Origin of the sequence: Roseateles hydrophilus (assembly GCF_026712245.1) — a bacterium.
Taxonomy (GTDB): domain Bacteria; phylum Pseudomonadota; class Gammaproteobacteria; order Burkholderiales; family Burkholderiaceae_C; genus Pelomonas; species Pelomonas hydrophilus.
Window position 1 is genome coordinate 1365012 of the sequence record NZ_JAPPUY010000001.1, and the last position, 22076, is coordinate 1387087.

Annotated in this window: 19 protein-coding genes; 8 read left to right on the plus strand and 11 right to left on the minus strand. The window is 68.6% G+C overall.

The window, feature by feature from the left end:
* The first annotated feature begins 52 nt into the window (after positions 1-52).
* The 3 genes from NYO99_RS06080 to NYO99_RS06090 all read left to right on the plus strand — a co-directional run bounded on the left by NYO99_RS06080 (position 53) and on the right by NYO99_RS06090 (position 5076).
* The gene (locus NYO99_RS06080) at positions 53-781 is read left to right on the plus strand and encodes a 2OG-Fe dioxygenase family protein (RefSeq protein WP_268166197.1); all 729 of its coding nucleotides are present in this window, start codon (positions 53-55) and stop codon (positions 779-781) included.
* A 112-nt stretch (positions 782-893) separates the two neighbouring features.
* Positions 894-3941: a glycoside hydrolase family 2 protein gene (locus tag NYO99_RS06085; RefSeq protein WP_268166198.1), complete on the plus strand. Its 3048-nt coding sequence runs from the start codon at positions 894-896 to the stop codon at positions 3939-3941.
* 79 nt (positions 3942-4020) lie between these two features.
* On the plus strand, positions 4021-5076 hold the full coding sequence (locus NYO99_RS06090) for a Leu/Phe/Val dehydrogenase (RefSeq protein WP_268166199.1): 1056 nt from the start codon (positions 4021-4023) through the stop codon (positions 5074-5076).
* A gap of 129 nt (positions 5077-5205) precedes the next feature.
* Here NYO99_RS06090 and NYO99_RS06095 read toward each other — a convergent pair whose 3' ends face one another.
* From NYO99_RS06095 to NYO99_RS06110, 4 genes are read right to left on the minus strand one after another with little or no spacing between them, the layout of a single operon-like run.
* Positions 5206-5928 (minus strand): ABC transporter ATP-binding protein, encoded by a 723-nt coding sequence (locus tag NYO99_RS06095; RefSeq protein ID WP_268166200.1) that lies wholly within the window; start codon positions 5926-5928, stop codon positions 5206-5208.
* A gap of 8 nt (positions 5929-5936) precedes the next feature.
* The gene (locus tag NYO99_RS06100) at positions 5937-6722 is read right to left on the minus strand and encodes an ABC transporter ATP-binding protein (protein WP_268166201.1); all 786 of its coding nucleotides are present in this window, start codon (positions 6720-6722) and stop codon (positions 5937-5939) included.
* A 17-nt stretch (positions 6723-6739) separates the two neighbouring features.
* Positions 6740-7822, minus strand: coding sequence for a branched-chain amino acid ABC transporter permease (locus tag NYO99_RS06105; protein ID WP_268166202.1), 1083 nt, complete (start codon positions 7820-7822; stop codon positions 6740-6742).
* Positions 7823-7833: 11 nt separating this feature from the next.
* Positions 7834-8757 carry a branched-chain amino acid ABC transporter permease gene (locus NYO99_RS06110; RefSeq protein ID WP_268166203.1) on the minus strand — a complete coding sequence of 308 codons (924 nt, stop codon included), beginning with the start codon at positions 8755-8757 and terminating at the stop codon, positions 7834-7836.
* Between the two features lie 289 nt (positions 8758-9046).
* Between NYO99_RS06110 and NYO99_RS06115 the strand changes: the two genes are divergently transcribed.
* The gene (locus NYO99_RS06115; RefSeq protein WP_268166204.1) at positions 9047-10876 is read left to right on the plus strand and encodes a sensor histidine kinase; all 1830 of its coding nucleotides are present in this window, start codon (positions 9047-9049) and stop codon (positions 10874-10876) included.
* Complete coding sequence (locus NYO99_RS06120) at positions 10869-12209, plus strand: sigma-54-dependent transcriptional regulator (RefSeq protein WP_268166205.1); 1341 nt, start codon at positions 10869-10871, stop codon at positions 12207-12209. Before NYO99_RS06115 ends, NYO99_RS06120 begins: the two co-directional genes overlap by 8 nt.
* A gap of 149 nt (positions 12210-12358) precedes the next feature.
* Here the strand turns inward: NYO99_RS06120 and NYO99_RS06125 are convergent, their stop codons facing one another.
* The 5 genes from NYO99_RS06125 to NYO99_RS06145 all read right to left on the minus strand — a co-directional run bounded on the left by NYO99_RS06125 (position 12359) and on the right by NYO99_RS06145 (position 18342).
* Entirely contained in the window at positions 12359-13285 is a 927-nt protein-coding gene (locus tag NYO99_RS06125) for an amino acid ABC transporter substrate-binding protein (RefSeq protein ID WP_268166206.1), read from the minus strand.
* Positions 13282-14559, minus strand: coding sequence for a replication-associated recombination protein A (locus NYO99_RS06130; RefSeq protein ID WP_268166473.1), 1278 nt, complete (start codon positions 14557-14559; stop codon positions 13282-13284). Before NYO99_RS06130 ends, NYO99_RS06125 begins: the two co-directional genes overlap by 4 nt.
* A 93-nt stretch (positions 14560-14652) precedes the next feature.
* Positions 14653-15258: an outer membrane lipoprotein periplasmic chaperone LolA gene (gene lolA, locus NYO99_RS06135; protein ID WP_268166207.1), complete on the minus strand. Its 606-nt coding sequence runs from the start codon at positions 15256-15258 to the stop codon at positions 14653-14655.
* Positions 15255-17657 carry a DNA translocase FtsK gene (locus NYO99_RS06140; RefSeq protein ID WP_268166208.1) on the minus strand — a complete coding sequence of 801 codons (2403 nt, stop codon included), beginning with the start codon at positions 17655-17657 and terminating at the stop codon, positions 15255-15257. The genes lolA and NYO99_RS06140 overlap by 4 nt, the downstream gene beginning before the upstream one ends.
* 16 nt (positions 17658-17673) lie before the next feature.
* Positions 17674-18342, minus strand: a complete 669-nt coding sequence (locus NYO99_RS06145; RefSeq protein WP_268166209.1) for a Crp/Fnr family transcriptional regulator — start codon at positions 18340-18342, stop codon at positions 17674-17676.
* A gap of 161 nt (positions 18343-18503) precedes the next feature.
* On the opposite strand from NYO99_RS06145, the gene trxB reads away from it, so the two are divergent.
* The 3 genes from trxB (at position 18504) to rpmG (ending at position 20085) form a co-directional block, all read left to right on the plus strand.
* A complete protein-coding gene (gene trxB, locus NYO99_RS06150; protein WP_268166210.1) occupies positions 18504-19463 on the plus strand; it encodes a thioredoxin-disulfide reductase in 960 nt (319 codons plus the stop codon).
* A 180-nt stretch (positions 19464-19643) separates the two neighbouring features.
* Positions 19644-19877, plus strand: coding sequence for a 50S ribosomal protein L28 (gene rpmB, locus NYO99_RS06155; protein ID WP_268153841.1), 234 nt, complete (start codon positions 19644-19646; stop codon positions 19875-19877).
* A 37-nt stretch (positions 19878-19914) separates the two neighbouring features.
* Positions 19915-20085, plus strand: coding sequence for a 50S ribosomal protein L33 (rpmG, locus tag NYO99_RS06160; RefSeq protein ID WP_025564431.1), 171 nt, complete (start codon positions 19915-19917; stop codon positions 20083-20085).
* An 89-nt stretch (positions 20086-20174) separates the two neighbouring features.
* Here the strand turns inward: rpmG and NYO99_RS06165 are convergent, their stop codons facing one another.
* Both NYO99_RS06165 and NYO99_RS06170 read right to left on the minus strand, forming a co-directional pair.
* Positions 20175-20666 carry a DUF3016 domain-containing protein gene (locus NYO99_RS06165; RefSeq protein WP_268166211.1) on the minus strand — a complete coding sequence of 164 codons (492 nt, stop codon included), beginning with the start codon at positions 20664-20666 and terminating at the stop codon, positions 20175-20177.
* A 101-nt stretch (positions 20667-20767) separates the two neighbouring features.
* A complete protein-coding gene (locus tag NYO99_RS06170; protein ID WP_268166212.1) occupies positions 20768-21979 on the minus strand; it encodes a DesA family fatty acid desaturase in 1212 nt (403 codons plus the stop codon).
* Between the last annotated feature and the right edge of the window lie 97 nt (positions 21980-22076).

Here is a 22076-nt window from a genome sequence, read left to right on the forward strand (position 1 = left end):
ATATTCGCCTTGGGGCGAATGTGAGTCGAAACTACAAGCACCTGATTTAGAAATGTTCGAACCGCCGTGGACCGACCCCGCCGACCTCGTCGGCGCGCTGAAACGTGAGGGCGAGGTCGTGCTCGCGCCGCAGGCGCTGGGCGCCCTGGGCGTGTCCGCGGCGGACCTCGACACCCTCAAGCCCTGTTGGGACGACCTGCCGCCCGATGGCTACCTGAAGGACGGCGGCCGCTACCGCTTCCGCCGCCACGGCTGCTTCGTCGCCGACGGCGACACGCTGACACTGCAGCCCCACCGCGCCCACTGGCAGCCGCTGGACTACAACGCGCTGCACGGCGGCATCCAGCGCTGGTATGTGCCGCTGGCGCAGGAGATGGTGGCCTCGCCCGCGTGGAACGCGCTGCTGCTGGGCTTGGCCCGCGTGGCCTCGGCGATGAAGGGCGAGCAGCCCTGGTTCATCGAGGCCCACCCCTTCCGCATCGACACCAGCGACGGCATCGGCCGCCCCACGCCCGAGGGCGCGCACCGCGACGGCGTGGACCTCGTGGCCGTGCTGCTGGTGAGCCGTCATGAGATCAAGGGCGGCGAGTCCCGCGTGTTCGAGGCCCACGGCCCGGCCGGCCAGCGCTTCACGATGACGCAGCCCTGGACGCTGCTGCTGCTGGACGACGAGCGCGTCATCCACGAGACCACGCCCATCCAGCCGCTGACACCCGGCGAGCGGGGCTGGCGCGACACCCTGGTGCTGACGCTGCGCCGCGGCGGTTTCCAGGGGCCCTGAGCGGGCCGCGCGGGCGCCTCAACGCTCGCCTTCTTGACCGGAACGCACAGCCGCTCGCGCCTAGCATCCCCGGCACCGGCAGGCACGAGGCCGCCGGCACCGGGAGCCCGCCGTGGAACTTCGACGACTCGCCCGCCCGCTGCAGGCCGGGCTGCTGCTGGCCTGCGCGCTGGCCATGCCGGCGGCTGGCGCGCAGCCCGCGCCCACCACACAGACGCTGATGCTGTCCGGCACCGGGCCGGACGACGCGGTGGAGTGGGACTTCCGCATCGACGGCGGCATGCGCGCCGGCGAGGCGGCGCGCATCAAGGTGCCATCCAACTGGCAGCAGCAAGGCTTTGGCCGCTACCAGTACGGCTACGACAAGGGTCCGCGCCAGGCCGACACCGGCACCTACCACCGCCGCTTCACGGTGCCGGCCGACTGGCAGGGCCGCACGGTGCGCGTCGTGTTCGACGCGGTGATGACCGACACGCTCGTGAAGCTCAACGGCCACGTCGTCGGCCCTGTGCACCAGGGCGGCTTCAACCGCTTCAGCCATGACGTGACGCGCTGGCTCAAGCCCGGCGAGGACAACGACCTCGAGGTGCAGGTCAGCGAGGCCTCGGCCGATGCGGCCACCGACATCGCCGAGCGCCACGGCGACTACTGGGTGTTCGGCGGCATCTACCGGCCGGTCTGGCTGGAGGCGTCGCCGCCGCAGTCCATCGCGCACGTGGCCATCCACGCGCAGGCCAGCGGCGAGCTCACGGCCGACGTGACGCTGCGCGCGCCACGCACGGTGACACGCGTCGTCGCCCAGGTCACGGCCCGCGACGGCACGCCGGTGGGCGCGCCCATCGGCGTGGCACTGCCGGCAGGCGGCACGGGCCGCGTGCGCGTCGCCGGACGCATCCCACAGCCGCTGCTGTGGACCGCCGAGACGCCGCACCTCTACCAGCTGCAGTTGACGCTGATGGAGGGCGAGCGGGCCGTGCACCACGTCACCGAGCGCTTCGGTTTCCGGACCTTCGAGGTGCGCGCCGGCCAGGGGCTGTTCCTGAACGGCCAGCGGCTGATGCTCAAGGGCATCAACCGCCACAGCTTCCGCCCCGACACCGGCCGCGCCGTGTCGCGCGCGCAAGCCTATGAAGACGCGCGCCTCATCAAGTCCATGAACATGAACGCGATGCGCGTGGCGCACTACGCGCCCGAGAAGGCCTTCCTGGAAGCGGCCGACGAGCTGGGGCTGTACGTCATCAACGAGCTCAGCGGCTGGCAGCAGGCACACGGCACCGAGGTGGGCCGCAAGCTGGTGCGCGCGCTGGTGGAGCGCGACGTCAACCACCCCAGCATCCTGCTCTGGAGCAACGGCAACGAGGGCGGCTGGAACCGCGAACTGGACGGCGACTTCGCGCTCCACGACCCGCAGGCGCGGCCCGTCATCCATCCATGGGAAGCGTTCGGCGGCATCGACACCAAGCACTACCCCCGCTACCCCGACCTGCAGCGCCGCCTGGCCGGCGACACGCTGGTGCTGCCCACCGAGTTCCTGCACGGCCTGTTCGACGGCGGCCTGGGCGCGGGGTTGGACGACTACTGGCGCGCGATGAAGGCCTCGCCGCGTGGCGCCGGCGGCTTCCTGTGGAACCTGGCCGACGAAGGCATCGCGCGCACCGACCAGGGCGGGCGGCTGGACCTGTTCGGCAGCTATGCGCCCGACGGCATCGTCGGCCCGCGGGGCGAGCAGGAGCCCAGCTACTTCACCGTGAAGGAGATCTGGTCGCCGGTGCAGATCGACCCGCCGGTGCTGGACGCGCAGTTCAATGGCGTGCTCAAGCTCCACAACGCGTTCGACTTCACACCGCTGAGCGCCGTGCGCCTGCGCTGGGAATGGATCCGCTTTGCCGACGCCAGCGACCACACGCAGCAGGCCGCGGTGCTGGCCCAGGGGGAACTGGCCGGCTCCGCCGTGGCGCCGCAGGCCACCGGCGAGCTGAAGCTGCCGCTGCCGACGGCCTGGCAGCACGCCGACGCGCTGCGGCTGACGGCAACGCGCGGCGACGAGGCGCTGTGGACCTGGGTCTGGGCCAGGCCCGGCCAGCCCGTCGTGCGGCTGGACGCACCCCGCGCCGGCACGCCCACGGCCACGCGCGACGGCGACGACATCCGCCTGCAGGCCGGCGCGTTCTCCGCCCGCTTCGACGCACGCACCGGGCTGCTGCGTGAGCTGGCCCGCGGCGGCCAGGTGCAGTCGCTGGCCAACGGACCGCGCCTGGTCGTCGCCCGGCCCAAGTCGGCGGCCGAACCCCGCTGGCAGCTGCCGGCCAGCCGTGGCGACGGCGTCTACGAGTTCCCCACCGCGACGATGGCCAACATCGCCAGCATCGATCTGGGCATCACCGAGGCCGACGGCTGGGCCGGCTTCCGGCTGGAGCTGTCGGCCGACGGGCAGCGCTGGCAGATCGCCTACGACAGCGCCCGCGTGGCGCGCGACGGGCAGACCTACCTCTTTCCGCCCCAGCCCGTGCAGGGGCTGCGCGTGACGCGGCTGGCCGGCGTGCGGCGCACGCCCGCGGTCGTGGCCGTGAAACTCGCGTTCGAGGCCGAGCGCTTCGCGGTGCCGGCGCTGCCGATCGCCGTGACGACGGGCAGCGACGCCCACGGCGCGTGGCTGGACGCGCCCGGCGCCGGCGGCCTGGAGCGCCTGCGCTGGACGCTGCGCAACGACGGGATGCTGGTGCTGGACTACGGCTACCCGCTGCAGGGCCCGGTGCTGTACCACGGCATCACGTTTGACCGCCCGCAGACCGACGCCAGCCCGGTGCGCGCGCTGGCGCGCGGGCCGCAGCCGGTGTGGCAGAACCGCCTGCGCGGCCCGGTGCTGGGCGTGCACGACTTGATGCCCGGCGGCTACTTCGCCGACCCGCGCTGGCTGCGGCTGCCGTCAGCGGCGGGCGACATGCTGGTCGTCAACGAGGGCGCGCCCTTTCTGCAGCTGGGCGCGCGGCTGGCGGACTTTCCGACCACCAGCGTCGAGTTCCCGGCCGGCGACCTCGGCTTCCTGCACGCCATTCCCGCGATGGGTGCCAAGGGCCAGGCGGCCGACCTGACCGGCCCGGCCGGCCAGCCCGCGCTCGCGTCGGGCCGCTACGAGGGCCGACTTCTGCTGAAGTTCTGAGGGTTCATAGAATGGCAGCGGCCACGCCAAAAGCGTGGCCGTTCTTCTTTCACTGCCGCGCCAAAAGCGCCTGATCGTCATGACCCCCTCCTCCCTCTTCGGCCTGCCCGACCAGGCCGCCCACGAGCGCGTGCTGCTCGCCACCGACCCGGCCACCGGCCTCAAGGCCATCCTCGCCGTGCACAGCACCGCGCGCGGCCCCGCCTTCGGCGGCTGCCGCCTGTGGCACTACGACTCCGAAGCCGCCGCGCTCAACGACGCGCTGCGCCTGTCGCAAGGCATGAGCCTGAAGAACGCGCTGGCCGACCTGCCCTTCGGCGGCGGCAAGGCCGTCATCCTGAAGCCGCAGGGCGACTTCGACCGCCCCGCCCTCTTCGCCGCCTTCGGCCGCGCCGTGCAGTCGCTGAATGGCGCCTACATCACCGCCGAGGACGTCGGCACGACGACCGCCGACATGCGCGGCCTGCAGGCCGTGACGCCCTTCGTCAGCGGTATCCCGCGTGACGACGCGTTCGGCGGCGACCCCAGCCCCAAGACGGCCTGGGGCGTGTTCGTGTCCATCCAGGCCGGCGTGCGCCTCGTGCTGGGCCGCAGCTCGCTGGACGGCGTGCGCGTCGCGCTGCAGGGCCTGGGCGCGGTGGGCTGGCACCTGGCCGAGTTCCTGCACCGGGCCGGTGCCAAGCTGGTGGTGGCCGATGTGGACGCAGCCAAGGTCGAGCGCGCGGTGGCGCAGTTCGGCGCCGTGGCCGTGCATGTGGGCGAAATCCTGGCGGCCGATGTCGACGTGCTGGCGCCCTGCGCCCTGGGCGCGTCACTGAACGCGCAAACGGTGCCCGCCGTGCGCGCCAAGCTGATTGCCGGCGCGGCCAACAACCAGCTGGCGACGCCGGCCGATGGCGACGCGCTGCAGGCGCGCGGCATCTGCTACCTGCCCGACTACCTGGTGAATGCCGGCGGCATCATCAGCGTGGCACGCGAGTACCGTGGTGAGGGCGAAGAAGCAGCCGTGATGGCCGAGGTCAGCAAGATCGCCGAGCGCGTGGAGGAGTTGCTGCAGCGCGTGCAGAAGGCCGACTCGACACCGGCCCGCGTCGCCGACGACTGGGCGCGCAGCAAGCTCGTCACGCTGGGCTGATCTTCAAAGGAAACCGCCTGGCGTTGCCAGGCGTGCGTCCTTCAAGCGGCCGCCGTGTGGCTGGCTTTGCCAGGCCACGGGCGGCGCCCCTTGAGGTGGAGGCGCGTGAGCGCCTCGGGGGTGGGCCGCTCACTCGCCCAGGTAGGCAGCGCGAACCTTCGGGTCGTTGAGCAGCGCCTTGCCCTCGCCTTCCATCGTGACCTCGCCGGACTCCATCACGTAGCCGCGGTTGGCCAGCTCCAGCGCGCGGCTGGCGTTCTGCTCGACGAGCAGCACCGTGACACCCTGCTGGTGGATGTCGTTCACGACCTCGAAGATCTTGTCCACCATGATGGGCGACAGGCCCATGGACGGCTCGTCCAGCAGCAGCACCTTGGGGCGGGCCATCAGCGCGCGGCCCATGGCCAGCATCTGCTGCTCGCCGCCGGACATCGTGCCGGCCAGCTGCTTGGCGCGTTCCTTCAGCCGCGGGAACAGCGTGAAGACCTTGTCCATGTCGGACTCGATCTCGCCGTCGTTGCGGTTGTAGGCGCCCATCTGCAGGTTCTCGACGATGGTCATGCGCGTGAACGTGCCGCGGCCCTCGGGCACCATCACCAGGCCCTGCTTGGCCAGGTCCCAGGCGCCCTTGCCCTTGATGGACTGGCCGAGGTAGCTCACATCGCCAGCGGCGACCGGCTGCAGGCCGGTGACGGCCTTCAGCGTCGTCGTCTTGCCGGCGCCGTTGGCGCCGATCAGCGACACCAGTTCGCCCTCGCGCACCTCGAAGTTGACGCCCTTGACGGCCTGGATGCCGCCGTAGGCCACCTTCAGGCCGCTGACCTTGAGCAGGGTTTGCTTTGCTTCTGCCATGTGCGTGCTCAGTGTGTTTTGTGGCCGGCGCCGAGGTAGGCCTCGATCACCTTCTCGTTGCTCTGCACCTCGGCCGGCGTGCCTTCGGCGATCTGCTTGCCGTAGTCCAGCACCGTCACGCGGTCGCACAGGCCCATGACCAGCTTGACGTCGTGCTCGATGAGCAGGATGGTGCGGCCGTCCTTGCGGATGCGGTCGATCAGCTCGCGCAGCACGACCTTCTCGGTCGCGTTCATGCCGGCGGCGGGCTCGTCTAGCGCGATTAGTTGCGGGTCGGTCGCCAGCGCGCGGGCGATCTCCAGGCGGCGCTGATCGCCGTAGCTCAGCGTGCGGGCCTTGAACTCGGCGTACTGGCCGATGCCGACGTAGTCCAGCAGCTCCTGCGCGCGGGCCTTGATGGCGGCCTCCTCGGCCTTGAACGCCGGCGTGCGCAGCACCGCGCCCAGCAGGCCGGACTTGGTGCGCACATGGCGACCCACCATGACGTTCTCGAGTGCCGTCATGTCGGCGAACAGCCGGATGTTCTGGAAGGTGCGCGCGATGCCGGCGCGGGCCACCTGGTGCACGGCCTGCGGCTTGTAGGGCGTGCCGCCCAGCGAGAAGCTGCCGCCGTCGGGCGTGTACAGGCCGGTGATGACGTTGAAGAAGGTGGTCTTGCCGGCGCCGTTGGGGCCGATGAGGCCGTAGACCTGGCCGCGCCGGATCTGGATGCCGACGTCGGACAGGGCTTGCACGCCGCCGAAGCGCTTGGACGCGCCGCTGACGTTGAGGACGATGTTGTCTTGGGTGCTCATGGTGCTTGCGTCCCTTCTCACTTCACGGGCGTGGGCGCGGCCTTGCCGTGCTCCGGCGCCGGCCACAGGCCACGCGGGCGCACCAGCATGATGATGATCATGGCCAGTGCCACGAGCAGCTGGCGCAGGATGGCGGCATCGATGCGGCCGTCGGTCATGGCCTGGATGTCACCGGCCACGTAGCGCAGCACTTCGGGCAGCGCGGCCAGCATCAGCGCGCCGAGGATGACGCCGGGGATGTGGCCGATGCCGCCCAACACCACCATCGCGACGATCATCACCGACTCCTGCAGGCTGAAGGACTCAGGCGACACGAAGCCCTGGAAGCTCGCGAACATCGCACCGGCCACGCCGCCGAAGGTGGCGCCCATGCCGAAGGCCAGCAGCTTCATGTTGCGGGTGTTGATGCCCATGGCCTTGGCGGCGATCTCGTCCTCGCGGATGGCCATCCACGCGCGGCCGATGCGCGACTGCTCGAGGCGATAGCAGACGATCACGCTGATGACCACCAGGGCCAGGAACAGGTAGTAGTACAGCGTCACCGAGGGCAGCGTGTAGCCGGCCACCTCCAGCGGCTTGCCCAGGTCCACGCCGAACAGCTGGAAGGAGTCGATCTGGCCGATGCCGCGCGGGCCGTTGGTCACGTTGACCGGGTGCTCCAGGTTGTTCAGGAACACGCGGATGATTTCGCCGAAGCCCAGCGTGACGATGGCCAGGTAGTCGCCGCGCAGCTTCAGCGTCGGCGCGCCCAGCAGCACGCCGAACAGCGCCGCCAGGCCCGCACCCAGCGGGATGACGATCCACAACGGCGAGTGCAGGCCGTTGGGGAACATGGCCTGGAAGGCCTCGAAGTTCTCGCTGAGGTGCGGGCTGGCCATCAACGCGAACATGTAGGAGCCGACCGCATAGAAGGCCACATAGCCCAGGTCCAGCAGGCCGGCGTAGCCGACGACGATGTTCAGGCCCAGCGCCAGCAGCACGTAGAGCAGCGCCAGGTCGATGATGCGCACCGGGCCGTTGCCCAGTTGCTGTGCGAACAACGGCACGACCAGCAGGCCGATGGCCGCAGCGAGGAAGGTGACGAGTTTCTTGGTTTGCATGCTGTGTCTCCTCAAGCCCGGTCGGCCACGCGCTCGCCCAGCAGGCCGGAAGGCCGCAGCGTCAGCACGAGGATGAGGGCCACGAAGGCGAAGATGTCGGCGTAGTGGCTGCCCAGCACGCCGCCGGTCAGGTCACCCAGGTAACCCGCACCGATGGACTCGATCAGGCCCAGCACCAGGCCGCCGACCACTGCCCCGGCGAGGTTGCCGATGCCGCCCAGCACAGCTGCCGTGAAGGCCTTCAGGCCCGGCATGAAGCCCATGGTGTGCTGCACCGTGCCGTAATTGGCCGCCCACATCAGGCCGGCGACGGCCGCGAGCGCGGCACCGATGACGAAGGTGGTGGAGATGATGAAGTCGGGCTTCACACCCATCAGGCCGGCCACGCGCGGGTTCTCGGCGGTGGCCCGCATGGCGCGGCCCAGCTTGGTGTAGTTCACCAGGTACATCAGCGCTGCCAGGATGCAGACCGTCAGGCCCAGGATCAGGCACTGCGTGACGGTGATCACCGGGCCGCCCAGGTCGAAGGGCTCGGTAGGCAGCAGCAGCGGGAAGGGCTTGGGGTTGGGTTTCCAGATGATCATGGCCAGCACCTGCAGCAGCAGCGACATGCCCATGGCCGTGATCAGCGGCGCCAGCCGCGGCGCATTGCGCAGCGGCCGGTAGGCGATCTTCTCGACCGCGTAGTTCAGCACTGCGCAGACGACGGTGGCCACCGCCAGGCCGATGAGCATCAGCGCCCAGCCTGGCAGGCCGGAGTCGCCCAGCACGGTGACGACGGTCCACGCGATCATGGCGCCGACCATCAGGATCTCGCCGTGCGCAAAGTTGATGAGGTTGATGATGCCGTAGACCATCGTGTAGCCGAGCGCGACGAGGGCATACATGCTCCCGAGCACCAGGCCGTTGATGATCTGTTGAATCAGAGTCTCCATGAGGGCTCCCGAAATTTGTTGGGCGCAGCATGCGCCACGCGACGCAGGGTGAATCGCAACCCCCGTGCCAATGAGCGGATTTCAAGGGTATTCACCGACAAACTGCACCGGCCGGCCGTTTGATCCATCCCACCTGCAGCGTCAAGGTCGAATGTCACGAGTGTCGACCCGAGGTCGGGTGGGCGGAAATCCGCACAAACCGCCAAGCCGGCCGAGCGGCTTTCCGCCAGCACGCAAAAAACCGTGTTGCGCACGCCGAGACCGCCCACGGCATGGGCACACTAGCGGCGTGTTTGACGTCTCTCGCCTGCCGCGGCTGCTGAGCCGGCCGGGCTTCTACCTCTTCCTGACCGGCGCACTGATGGCGCTGGGCTTTGCGCTGGCGCACCGCATCAGCGAGCGCAGCGGCCGCGAGCAACTGTCGGCCCTGAGCACCGAGCGGCTAGAGCTCTACGCCACCAACCTATCCGCCGAGCTCGGCCGGCAGGCGTCGCTGCCCAGCCTGCTGGCCATCGCGCCGACGCTGCAGGCGCTGATGAACGCGCCCGACGATGCCGACGCGCGCCGCGCGGCCAGCCAGATGCTGGCCCGCGTGAACGTGCGCGCCGGCACGCACCAGCTCTTTGTGGCCGATGCCGAGGGCCAGGTCTTGTCCGCCAGCGAGCCGCTGACGCCGCCCGCCCGCCTCAGGGAGGCCATGGCGCAGGGCCGCACCAACTTCTTCGCGGCCGACCCGGCCACGGGCAGCAGCGACTTCTACCTGCTGCACCCGCTGCGCCAGCCGCAGCAGGCGGCGGCCGGCGTCATCGTCGTGCGCTTCAACCTCGCGCCGCTGGAGGCCACCTGGGTAGACCTGGGGCTGCGCTCGCAGAACGAGCGCATCCTCGTGGCCGACGACCAGGACGTCGTCATCATGAGCTCCGTGCAGGCCTGGAAGTACACCGTGCTGGGCCACGCCGACCCCTCGCGCCGCCGCGCGTTGCAGGCCAGCGCCCGCTACCCACAGGCCATCGGCGCCGACCTGGAGCTGCCCGCATCGCTGGAGGTTCACCAGGGCCAGCAGGTGAAGCTGCCGGGCGCCAAGCCCATGCTGGCCCAGCAGCGCCAGCTGGTGCCCCTGGGGCTGCGGCTGGTGGCGTTGTCCGACCTGACCGAGGTGCGCCAGCGTGCCCAAGCCGCAGCCTGGGGCGGCGCGGCCTTCGGCGCCAGCATAGGCCTGCTGCTGCTCTACCTGTCGTCCCGCCGCCGCGCGCTGCGCCAGCTCACCCAGGCGCAGACGCAGCTGCAACAGGCCCACGCCCAGCTGGAGCAGCTGGTGGACAGCCGCACCGCCGAGCTGCGCCAGGCCAACGAAGCGCTCAAGACCCAGATCGCGCAGCGCCTGCAGACCGAGGGCGAGCTGCTGCAGGCCAGCAAGCTGGCCGTGCTGGGGCAGATGTCGGCGGGGCTGTCGCACGAGGTCAACCAGCCGCTGACGGCGCTGCGCGCGCTGGCGCGCAATTCCATCCGCCTGCTGGAGAACGGCCGGCGGGACGCCGTCGCCACCAACCTGCAGCTGATGGACGACATGGTGGAGCGCATGAGCCAGATCACGCGCCAGCTCAAGAGCTTTGCGCGCAAGGCCGACGAGCCGGCCGGCGGCAGCACGCCGCTGCTGGACAGCGTGCGCGCCGCGCTGCTGCTGCTGGAGCACCGCAGCCGTGCGCTCGGCGTGCAGATCGATGTGGACCTGACGGCCGGCCAGCGCGTGCGCGCCGAGGCCAACCGGCTGGAGCAGGTGCTCGTCAACCTGATGGGCAACGCGCTGGACGCGATGCAGCACGAACCGCTGCGCCGCCTGCGCGTGCGGGCCCGGCCGCTGGACGAGGGCCGGCGCGTGCTGATCCAGGTGCAGGACAGCGGCACCGGCGTCAGCGAGACCGCCCTGCCCCACCTGTTCGAGCCCTTCTTCACGACCAAGCCGGCCGGCGAAGGGCTGGGGCTGGGCCTGGTCATCTCGGCCAAGATCGTGCACGAGTTCGGCGGCACGCTACGCGCGGTGCGGCTGGAGCGCGGCATGAGCTTCGAGTTCGACCTGGCCGTCGACACCACAAGCACGATGGAGACTGCAGATGTTTGAGGGCTACAAGGTCGTGTTCGTCGAGGACGACCTGCCGGTGCGGGTCAGCCTCACGCAGACGCTGGAGCTGGAAGGCCTGGCCGTGCAGCCCTGCCGCACGGCTGAAGAAGCCCTGCCCCACCTGCAGCCCGGCGCGCCGGCCATCCTCATCACCGATGTGCGCCTGCCCGGCATGGACGGCCGCGCGCTGCTGGCGCATGTGCAGGCCACCGACGCCAGCATCCCGGTGATCCTCATCACCGCGCACGGCGACGTCAGCATGGCCGTGCAGGCCATGCGGGCCGGCGCCTACGACTTCATCGAGAAGCCCTTCGCCCCCGAACGGCTGGTGGACGTGGCCCGCCGCGCGCTGGACCTGCGCACGCTGCGCCACTCGGCCGACGAGCTGCGCGAGCAGCTGCAGCGGGCCAACGGCATCCAGGCGGCGCTGCTGGGCCAGTCGCCCGCCATGCAGCAGCTGCGCCGGCAGATCATGAACCTGGCCGGCACATCGGCCGACGTGCTCATCGTCGGCGAGACCGGCACCGGCAAGGAGCTGGTAGCGCGCTGCCTGCACGACCAGAGCCCGCGCCGCGACCGCCACTTCGTCGCCATCAACTGCGGCGGCCTGCCCGAAGCGCTGTTCGAGAGCGAGCTGTTCGGCCACGAGCCCGGCTCCTTCACGAGCGCGGCCAAGCGCCGCATCGGCAAGATCGAGCATGCCAACGGCGGCACGTTGCTGCTGGACGAGATCGAGACCATGCCCGTCGCGCTGCAGATCAAGCTGCTGCGCGTGCTGCAGGAGCGCCGCATCGAGCGCCTGGGCTCCAACGACGAGGTGCCGGTCAACGTGCGCTTCGTCGCCGCCAGCAAGGGCGACCTGCGCGAGCATGCGCAGCGCGGCAGCTTCCGCAACGACCTCTACTACCGCCTCAACATCGCGACGCTGAACCTGCCGCCGCTGCGCGAGCGCCGCGAGGACATCCCGCTGCTGTTCGAGCACTTCGTCGCCCAGGCCTGCGCCCGCTACGAGCGCGGCGCGCCCGAGCTGACACCCGAGAAGCTGCGTGAGCTGATGGCGCATGACTGGCCCGGCAATGTGCGCGAGATCCGCAACGCGGCCGACCGCTTCGTGCTGGCGCTGGACGACCTGGACCCGCAGGCCGCGCTGCAGGCCGTGCCGTCCCTGAACCTGGCGCGGCAGATGGACCTCGTCGAGAAGACGCTGATCGAGCAGGCCCTGCGCCGCTGCGGCGGCAAGGTGCCTGCCGCGATGGAGCTGCTGGGCACACCGCGCAAGACGCTCTACGACAAGCTGAACCGGCACGGCATCGTGCTGGATGACTTTCGCTGACCCCTCGCCCAGCTTGCGCCGGCTGAACGCCGGCAAGCCTGCTCGGTCCCCCGAGGGGACGGCGATGCTCGCGCCATCGAGGCGCGAGCACATCGCCAGTCCGGGCCGGCTTGGGAGCGGCCCGGCGCTCGGCCCGCCAAGCACCCCACCTAGCGGTAGCGCTCCGGGTCCGGCGAGTCCGTCGGGTTCGCGATGACGCGGCGGAAAGCCGCACTCATGGGCAGCTTGAGGTTCAGACCCTGCGACGGCAGCGGCTGCTCGAACCAGCGGCGGTAGATGGCATGGATCTCGCCGCTGCGATACAGCCCCGCCAGCACCTCGTCCACCAGCGCCTTGAACTGCGGGTCGCCGCGGCGCAGACCGATGGCATAGGGCTCCACCGTCAAGGCGGTGTCGGAGATGCGGTAGTCGTCCGCGCCCGGCCCCTGCTGCGCCAGCAGTGCGCGAAGCAGCACGTCATCCATCAGGAAGGCGGCCGCGCGCCCGCTGCGCAGCAGCTGGAAGCCCTCGGGATCGTCCAGGCCGCCGAGGATGCGGATGCCCAAGGCCTGCTGTTCGTTGACCTTGGCCAGGTGCTGGATGCTGGTCGTTCCCACCGTGGACGCGACCGCCTGGCCGCGCAGGTCGGCCAGGCCCTGCACGCGCCCGGCGGCGCGCGTCATCAGCCGCGTTTCGGCGACGAAGATGGTCAGCGAGAAGGCCTGCTGGCGCGCGCGCTCGGCCGTGTGTGTCGTGATGCCACATTCCAGGTCCAGCGTGCCGTTGATGACCAGCGGCATGCGCGTGGCCGACGCCACTTCCACGCGGCGCACCTCCAGGTCGGGCAGCTGCAGTTTCTGGCGCACGGCGGCCACGATGCGCTCGCACAGCTCCACCGTGTAGCCGGTGGGGCGCAGTTGCGCGTCGAGATAGGAGAACGGCAACGAGGCCGGCCGGTAGCCGATGACGAGCACGCCGGTGTCGCGCACCCGGCTCAGCGTGGGGCCGTCACCCGCCAGGGCAGCCTGGGCCGTCGCGGCCATCAGCATCAGCGCCGCACCGGCCAGCCGCCGCAGAGCGCGCACCCAGCCCGTCATGGCGTGCCGCCGGCTTCGTCGTCGAGGCGGCGCAGAAACGCCAGTTTCTCGGCGATCTTGACCTCCAGCCCGCGCGGCACGGGCTGGTACCAGCCAGGCTCGGCCATGCCGTCGGGCAGGTAGGTCTCGCCGGCCGCGTAGGCATGGGGCTCGTCGTGCGCATAGCGGTAGGCGTGGCCGTAGCCCAGCTCCTTCATCAGCCGCGTCGGCGCGTTGCGCAGGTGCACCGGCACCTCGCGGCTGCCGTCCTGCTTCACGAAGGCGCGGGCCGCGTTGTAGGCGTTGTAGCCGGCGTTGCTCTTGGGCGCACAGGCCAGGTACAGCACCGCCTGCGCCAGCGCCAGCTCGCCCTCGGGGCTGCCCAGGCGCTCGAACGTGGCCGCCGCGTCGTTGGCGATCTGCAGCGCGCGTGGGTCGGCCAGGCCGATGTCCTCCCAGGCCATGCGCACGATGCGGCGCGACAGGTAGCGCGCGTCGGCGCCGCCGTCCAGCATGCGGCACAGCCAGTACAGCGCGCCATCGGGGCTGGAGCCGCGCACAGACTTGTGCAGCGCGGAGATCTGGTCGTAGAAGTTGTCGCCGCCCTTGTCGAAGCGGCGCACGTTCAGGCTCAGCGAGCGCGTGATGAAGGCCGCGTCCACGGCTGCGATGCCGGCGGCCAGCGCCGCCGTGTGACATTGCTCCAGCAGGTGCAGCAACCGGCGCGCATCGCCATCGGCATAGCCGACCAGCGTGGTGAGCGCGGCCTCGTCCAGCGTCATGGGCTGCAGCGCCTCACCGAGCGCGCGCGCGGCCAGCTGGCGCAGCTCGTCCTCGCTGAGGCTCTTGAGCACGTAGACCTGGGCCCGCGACAGCAGCGCCGAGTTCACCTCGAACGACGGGTTCTCCGTGGTCGCGCCGATGAAGGTGAACAGGCCCGACTCCACATGGGGCAGCAGCGCGTCCTGCTGCGCCTTGTTGAAGCGGTGGATCTCGTCGACGAACAGGATGGTGCGCTTGCGCTGCCCGGCGTACTGCTGCGCGCGCTCGACGGCCTCGCGGATGTCCTTCACGCCGGACAGCACGGCCGACAGCGCGATGAACTCGCAGCCGAACGCGCTGGCCGTCAGCCGCGCCAGCGTCGTCTTGCCGACGCCGGGCGGGCCCCAGAAGATCATGGAGTGCGGCTTGCCGGACTTGAACGCCAGCTGCAGCGGCTTGCCGTCGCCCAGCAGGTGGCTCTGGCCGATGACCTGGCCCAGCTCGCGCGGCCGCAGCAGCTCGGGCAACGGCATGACCGGCGGCGCCGCGCCACCGGCGGCAGCAGGCGGCGGGGGCGACAGGGGCGACGCTTCGTCGTCGTCGAACAGCGAGCCGCTCACAGCTGCTTATTGCTCGATCAGGTCGGCGCCGGCCGGCAGCTTGAACTGAAAGCGCTCGGCCGCAATGGGCACGTTGGCCTGCACGGCGCTGAAGTCCAGCCGAGAACGCTGGCCGAAGCCGTCAACGATCTCCATCGCCGCCAGCGTCTTGCCCTTGAAGCCCAGCTTCAGCGACTGGATGGTGGACTCGGCCTGCTTCGGGCTGGCCTGCACCCAGTCCAGCCCGCCCTCGGACGCAGCGGCCTTCAGCGCGAAGTCACGCTCGACATTGCTGCCGGCCAGCAGCGCGGCGGGCGTGGCGCCCAGCGCGTCGGACAGCTTGCGGGAGCTGGCCTGGTTGAGGTCGGCGTCAAAGATCCAGACCTTCTGGCCGTCGGCCACGATGACCTGCTCGAAGGGCTTGGTGTAGGCAAAGCGGAACTGGTTGGGCCGCTGGAACTCGAAGCTGCCGGACGACAGCTTCTTGCGCTTGCCATCCGGCGACGTGACCGTCTGCGTGAAAGCTGCCTTGCCGCTCTTCACGTCACGGGCGAAATCGCGCAGCGCGTCGACGGCGTCGGCATGGGCGACGCCGCTCAGCAGCAGCGTCAGGGCGATGAGGGACTGCTTCATTCGTCTCGCTTCGGAACAATCAATTCACGGCTGCCGTTGGACGCCAGCGCGCCGACGAGGCCGGACTTCTCCATCTGCTCCAGCAGCCGCGCGGCACGGTTGTAGCCGATGCGCAGATGGCGCTGCACCAGCGAGATGGACGCCTTGCGATGCTGCAACACGATGGCGACGGCCTGGTCGTACATGGGGTCTTGCTCACCGCTGGACTCCCCCGGCGCAGGCGCCTCGCCGTCGATGCCGTCGAGCACGCCGCCTTCGAGGATGCCTTCGATGTAGTTGGGCTCACCTTGCGACTTGATGTACTCCACAACGCGGTGGACCTCGTCGTCGCTGACAAAGGCGCCGTGTACGCGGATGGGCAGGCCTGTGCCCGAGGGCATGTAGAGCATGTCGCCCATGCCCAGCAGCGCCTCGGCGCCCATCTGATCGAGGATGGTGCGGCTGTCGATCTTGGAGCTGACCTGGAAGGACAGGCGCGTCGGGATGTTGGCCTTGATGAGGCCGGTGATCACATCGACCGACGGCCGCTGCGTGGCCAGGATCAGGTGGATGCCGGCCGCGCGCGCCTTTTGCGCCAGGCGCGCGATCAGCTCCTCGATCTTCTTACCGACCACCATCATCAGGTCGGCCAGCTCGTCGATGACGACGACGATGAAGGGCAGGCGCTCCAGCGGCTCGGGGTCGTCGTTGTTCAGCGCGAACGGGTTGGGGATGCTGACGCCGTTGGCCTTGGCCTCGTCGATCTTCTTGTTGTAGCCGGCGAGGTTGCGCACGCCCATCTTGGACATGAGTTTGTAGCGCCGCTCCATCTCGCCGACACACCAGTTCAGCGCGTTGCCGGCCTGCTTCATGTCTGTCACGACGGGCGCCAGCAGGTGCGGGATGCCCTCGTAGACGCTCATCTCCAGCATCTTGGGGTCGATGAGGATGAGGCGCACATCGCGGGCCTCGGCCTTGTAGAGCAGGCTGAGGATCATCGCGTTGATGCCCACGGACTTGCCGGAGCCTGTCGTGCCGGCCACCAGGCAGTGCGGCATCTTGGCGAGGTCGGCCACGACGGGCAGGCCGACGATGTCCTTGCCCAGGCCCATGGTGAGCTGAGAGGCAGCGTCTGCGTAGACCTGCGAGCCAAGGATCTCGGAGAGCCGAATCGTCTGGCGCCGCGCGTTGGGCAGCTCCAGCGCCATGTAGTTCTTGCCCGGAATCGTCTCGACAACGCGGATGGAGACCAGGCTCAAGGAGCGGGCCAGGTCCTTGGCGAGATTGACGATCTGCGAGCCCTTCACGCCCGTGGCGGGCTCGATCTCGTAGCGCGTGATGACCGGGCCCGGCGACGCCGCGACGACGTGCACCTCGACGCCGAAGTCGCGCAGCTTCTTCTCGATGAGGCGGCTGGTCATCTCCAGCGACTCGGGCGTCACCGTTTCCTGGCGGCCCGGCGCGGCGTCCAGCAGGTCCACCTGCGGCAGCTTGGCATCGCCCATGTCGGTGAACAGCGTCTGCTGGCGCTCCTTGGCGACGCGGGTGGACTGCGGCACCTCAACGATGGGGGTCTCGATCAGCAGGGGCACGTCAGGCTCGATGCCGAGGTCGCGCTCCAGCTGGCGCTCGGCCTCGCGCTCTACCTCGACCTCCTGCTCACGCGCCTTGACGGCCTGCTCGCCCGCGCGCTGATCGGCCTTGATCTCGCGCTTCTCCAACTGCTGCTCGCGCAGCTGTTCCAGGCGCTCGCCGATGCGCTCGGCCAGGTGGCCCCAAGAGAACCGGAAGGCCCAGGCCATGCCGGTCAGCAGCAGCACGATCCAGACGACACCCGAGCCGGCGAAGCCCAGCAGCTTCATGCCCAGCGGCCCCAGCGCATAGCCGATCAGACCGCCGGCGTGCCCGGGCAGACGGGGCTCCACGGCGTAGAGACGGCTCCATTCGAGCGCACAACTGGCCCCCACCAGCAATGCCACACCAACCCACCAACCCAGGCGTTCACGCCAGTGCGGCGGCGGCGCCACGTCATGCCGCAACAGGCCAGCCAGGCTGCGCAACCAGCCACGCGCTGCCAACACCGGCAACCACCAGGCCGAGAAACCGAAGACAAACAGCAGCCCATCCGACAACCAGGCACCCACGCTGCCCAGGCGATTGACGGCCACGGCGTGTTGCCCGCTGGTGCTGAACGCCGCATCCCGCAAGTCGTGCGTGGCCAGTGCCAGCACCAGCAGCGCCAGCAACAACGCAGTCAGCGCCAGCCACACCGGCGTGCGCAGCAGGCGCTGAGCGGCCGAGGGCTGCGCTGGCGCCGGCCGAGGGGGTTGGCGGCGGGTGGGTTTGGCGGGTGTGGCGGGTTCGCCGGCGGCGCCGGGATCGTCCTGGCCGCCCAGCAGTGAACCGAGGGGAAAACTCATGCCGCCATTGTCACGCTCAATCGTGGGTCAGTCGTTCCTTGATGACCACCGAACCGTTCTCAAGCGTTTCGATGACGCCGCGCTCCTCCAGGTCCTTCATGACGCGGCTGACCATCTCGCGCGACGCGCCGACGACCTTGGCCATGTCCTGGCGCGAGACCTTGCCACGGATGATCTTGATGCCCTTCTCATCCTCAGCCATGTCCAGCAGCGTGCGTGCGACGCGACCGTACACATCCAACAGCGCCAGCGACTCGATCTGCCGGTCGGCATTGCGCAGGCGTGCGACAAGTCCGCGCAGGATGCCGTAGGACAGGCTGCTGCTTTCCGGCAGGCAGCGCGCGAACTCCATGCGGCCCAGCACCAGCATGTCGGTCTGCACCTCGGCGCGCACGGTGGCCGAGTGGGGCTCGTTGTCGATCAGGCTCATCTCGCCGACGTAGTCGCCCGACTGCAGCACGGCCAGGATGACCTCGCGGCCACGCTGGTCGGCGGTCAGCACGCGCGCACGGCCATTCAGCAGGATGAACAGCGCATTCGACTTCGTGCCCTGCTCAACGATCAGTTCGCCGCGCTTGAAGCGGCGCTTGACGACGCTGTCAGCGATCGACTGGGCCTGGTCGGTCGTCAGCATCGAGAACAGCGGAACCCGACGGATCAGGTCCAGGTTGGAAATCATCGCCATATGCCATCTCCAGGTTTGAGGCCCAGGCACACGCCACAAATGACGCCTGCCTAAAATGGCGTGCATTGTGCACATGCGGCAGGCTTCGCCGCTCCGGGTTAGGCCGGGGTTAGCCCCCAGAAGCCCTTGACAGACGCCTCGCCACCCTCACCTCCCCTGACATGACCGCCACCACCCAACACCACGGCCTGCTCATCCTCGGCTCCGGCCCCGCCGGCTACACGGCCGCGATCTATGCCGCGCGCGCCAACCTCAAGCCCACGCTGCTGACCGGCATGGCCCAGGGTGGTCAACTCATGACCACCACCGAGGTCGACAACTGGCCGGCGGATGTGATGGGCGTGCAAGGCCCTGAGCTGATGCAGCGCTTCCAGCAGCACGCCGAGCGCTTCAACACGCAGATCGTGTTCGACCACATCAACAAGGTCGACTTCTCCAAGCGCCCGTTCACCCTCGTCGGCGACAGCGGCACCTACACCTGCGACGCGCTCATCATCGCCACCGGCGCCTCGGCGAAGTACCTGGGCCTGGAATCGGAGTCCGCCTTCATGGGCCGCGGCGTCAGCGCCTGCGCGACCTGCGACGGCTTCTTCTACCGCGGCCAGGAAGTCTGCGTCGTCGGTGGCGGCAACACGGCCGTTGAGGAGGCGCTGTACCTGTCCAACATCGCCAACGTCGTGCACCTGATTCACCGTCGCGACAAGTTCCGTGCCGAGCCCATCCTGGTCGACAAGCTGATGGAGAAGGCTGCCGCTGGCAAGATCGTGCTGCACCTGCACCAGCAGCTGGACGAAGTGCTGGGCGACGCCTCCGGCGTGACCGGCGTGCGCACGCTCAACGTGAAGGACGGTGCCAAGGTCGACATTCCCGTGCACGGCTGCTTCATCGCCATCGGCCACCAGCCCAACACGGACATCTTCCAGGGCCAGCTGGAGATGAAGGACGGCTACATCGTCACGAAGAGCGGCCTGAACGGCTTCGCGACGATGACCAGCGTGCCCGGCGTGTTTGCGGCCGGCGACGTGCAGGACCACATCTACCGCCAGGCCATCACCAGCGCCGGCACGGGCTGCATGGCCGCGCTGGACGCGCAGCGCTTCCTGGAACAGGAACAGGGTTGAGCGCCCGCCCCTAGTCTTCCAGGCCGGCTGGAATTCCGCTATACTCGCGGGCTTGCCTGCCGGATGGATCGCGTTCGGCGCCTGAGACCTTCAGGCGCTGGATTTAGCAGGCATATGCGGTCAAAGGGTTGCTGGGGACGCTCCTCAGCGACTGGTCAAACGTCAGAGTGGAGAAGCGTCATGGCACGCGTCTGTCAAGTCACGGGCAAGAAGCCCATGGTCGGGAACAATGTTTCCCATGCCAACAACAAAACCAAGCGCCGGTTCCTGCCGAACCTGCAATACCGCCGTTTCTTCGTGGAATCGGAAAACCGCTGGGTGCGCCTGCGCATCTCGAACGCCGCTCTGCGTCTGATCGACAAGGTCGGTATCGACCAGGTCGTCGCCGACCTGCGTGCCAAGGGCGAGCTGTAAAGCGCGCCGTTCACTGACCTACTGAAGGAACACGACCATGGCATCCAAAGGCGGCCGCGAAAAGATCAAGCTGGAGTCCACCGCGGGCACCGGCCACTTCTACACGACGAACAAGAACAAGAAGACCACGCCCGAAAAGCTCGAATTCATGAAGTTCGACCCCAAGGCGCGCAAGCACGTCCTGTACAAGGAAATCAAGCTGAAGTGATGTGACGGGCGGCTTGACCGCCCTGAACTTCTCGCCAAGAAGAAACCCGCCAAGCGGCAACGCTGGCGGGTTTTGTTTTTGGAGATGGCTCAGCGGGCGACAGCCACAGCCTTCGCCGCGCCAAACTCAGCCTCGAACCAGCGATCCATCATGCGCTTCTCGTGGCGCAGCCGGTCGCTGCTGAAATAGCTATTGAAGCCATCCTGGTAGTTCATGTCGCGCAACAGCGCCTTGCCCTGCCTGACCACCTTGCCCTCCTCGCGCACCTCGTAGCTCAACGAGATCGACGGCAAGGTGACTGTGCGCATCACGCGCACCCAATTCGACACGCGGGGAAAGGGCTCTACGTGGCCGGCAAGATCCACGTCCGTCACTTCGAAGCGCACATCACGCCCTGGCAGGTACTTCTGCGCCTGCGCCTGCAAGTGCTTCTCGATGTCCTTGAGGACGTCATCGTCCCGAAACCCGTTGTTGTCCTTGATGTCGACGAAGGTCTCCGGTTTGACGAAGCTGACCTGCACATCGGCCTGCGCAGCCGCGCCCCATGCCAACAGGCTCACAGCGATCCAGCAGTACTTCATGCGATGCCTCCAGAAGAATTGACCACACTGACGAAGTCTAGGTCAGCCCAAGAAAAAGGGCGCCTCATGGAGGCGCCCTTTTACGCAATAGAAAACCTGTGTCAGGCGTGCACGGCGCGCAAGCGCATCGAGAAAGCCTGCAGTTCGGCGATGCCACTCTCTTCCGCACGACGGCACCAGGCCTGCAGGTCGGCCACCAGCTGCTCGGCGGACACGTTCGTGCGTGTCCACAGTTGGCGCAGTTCCTCGCGCATCGTGACGAGCTTATCGATCACCGGGCTGGCGGCACGGGCGTGCGCCAACTGGCCATGCACGCCCGCAGGAATGCGCTCGACATCACGGTGCAACCAACGCTTGGCCAGCTTGAACTGGGCAAAGCGCTCGGAGTGCTTGCCGCCCTCGGCCTTGATCTTGTCCAGTTCTGCCGCACAGACCGATTTCAGGTCGCGCGCATAGCTGGCCATCACCTCGTAGCGGTTGGCGATCAGCGCCTCCAGTGTGCGGGCGTCAGCCGGCTTCACCTCACCCAGGCTCAACTTGGGCGCCGTCTTGCGCACCTTGGCCCAGCCCAGCATCTCCAGGCCACGGATGTACATCCAGCCGATATCAAACTCGTAAGGCTTGATGGAGAACTTGGCCGACGTCGGGTAGGTATGGTGATTGTTGTGCAACTCCTCGCCGCCGATGATCAGCGTCCAGGGCGTCAGGTTGGTCGATGCGTCCGGCGCCTCGAAGTTGCGATAGCCCCAGTAGTGACCGATGCCGTTGACAACGCCGGCCGCCCAGATCGGGATCCAGGCCATCTGGATCGCCCAGATGGTGAGACCGATGACGCCGAACAGCGTCACGTTGATGATCAGCATCAGCGCAATGCCCATGGCGCTGTGCTTGATGTAGACATTGCGCTCGATCCAGTCGTCCGGCGTGCCGCGGCTGTACTTGGCAATGGTCTCCATGTTCTTGGCTTCGGCGCGATACAGCTCGGCACCTTCGGCCAGCACCTTCTTCAGGCCGCGCGTCTGCGGGCTGTGCGGGTCTTCCTCGGTTTCGCACTTGGCGTGGTGCTTGCGATGGATGGCCACCCATTCACGCGTGACCATGCCAGTCGTCAGCCACAGCCAGAAGCGGAAGAAGTGCGACGGGATGGGGCCGAGATCCAGCGCCCGATGTGCCTGCGAACGATGCAGGAAGATCGTGACGGCCGCGATCGTGATGTGGGTCACGATCAACCCGTACACCACCAGTTGCCAGGCGCTGAAATCGAGCAGGCCGTTTTCCAGCCAGTTCAACAACGCGTTCAAGAAGTCATTCATGCGACCAGGACCTCACCCGCTCAGGGGCATGCAAAGAGACCGTGATTGTAGAGGTGCGCCCCCAAAAGCGCTCTTCGGGCAGCACCGCATTCGCGCG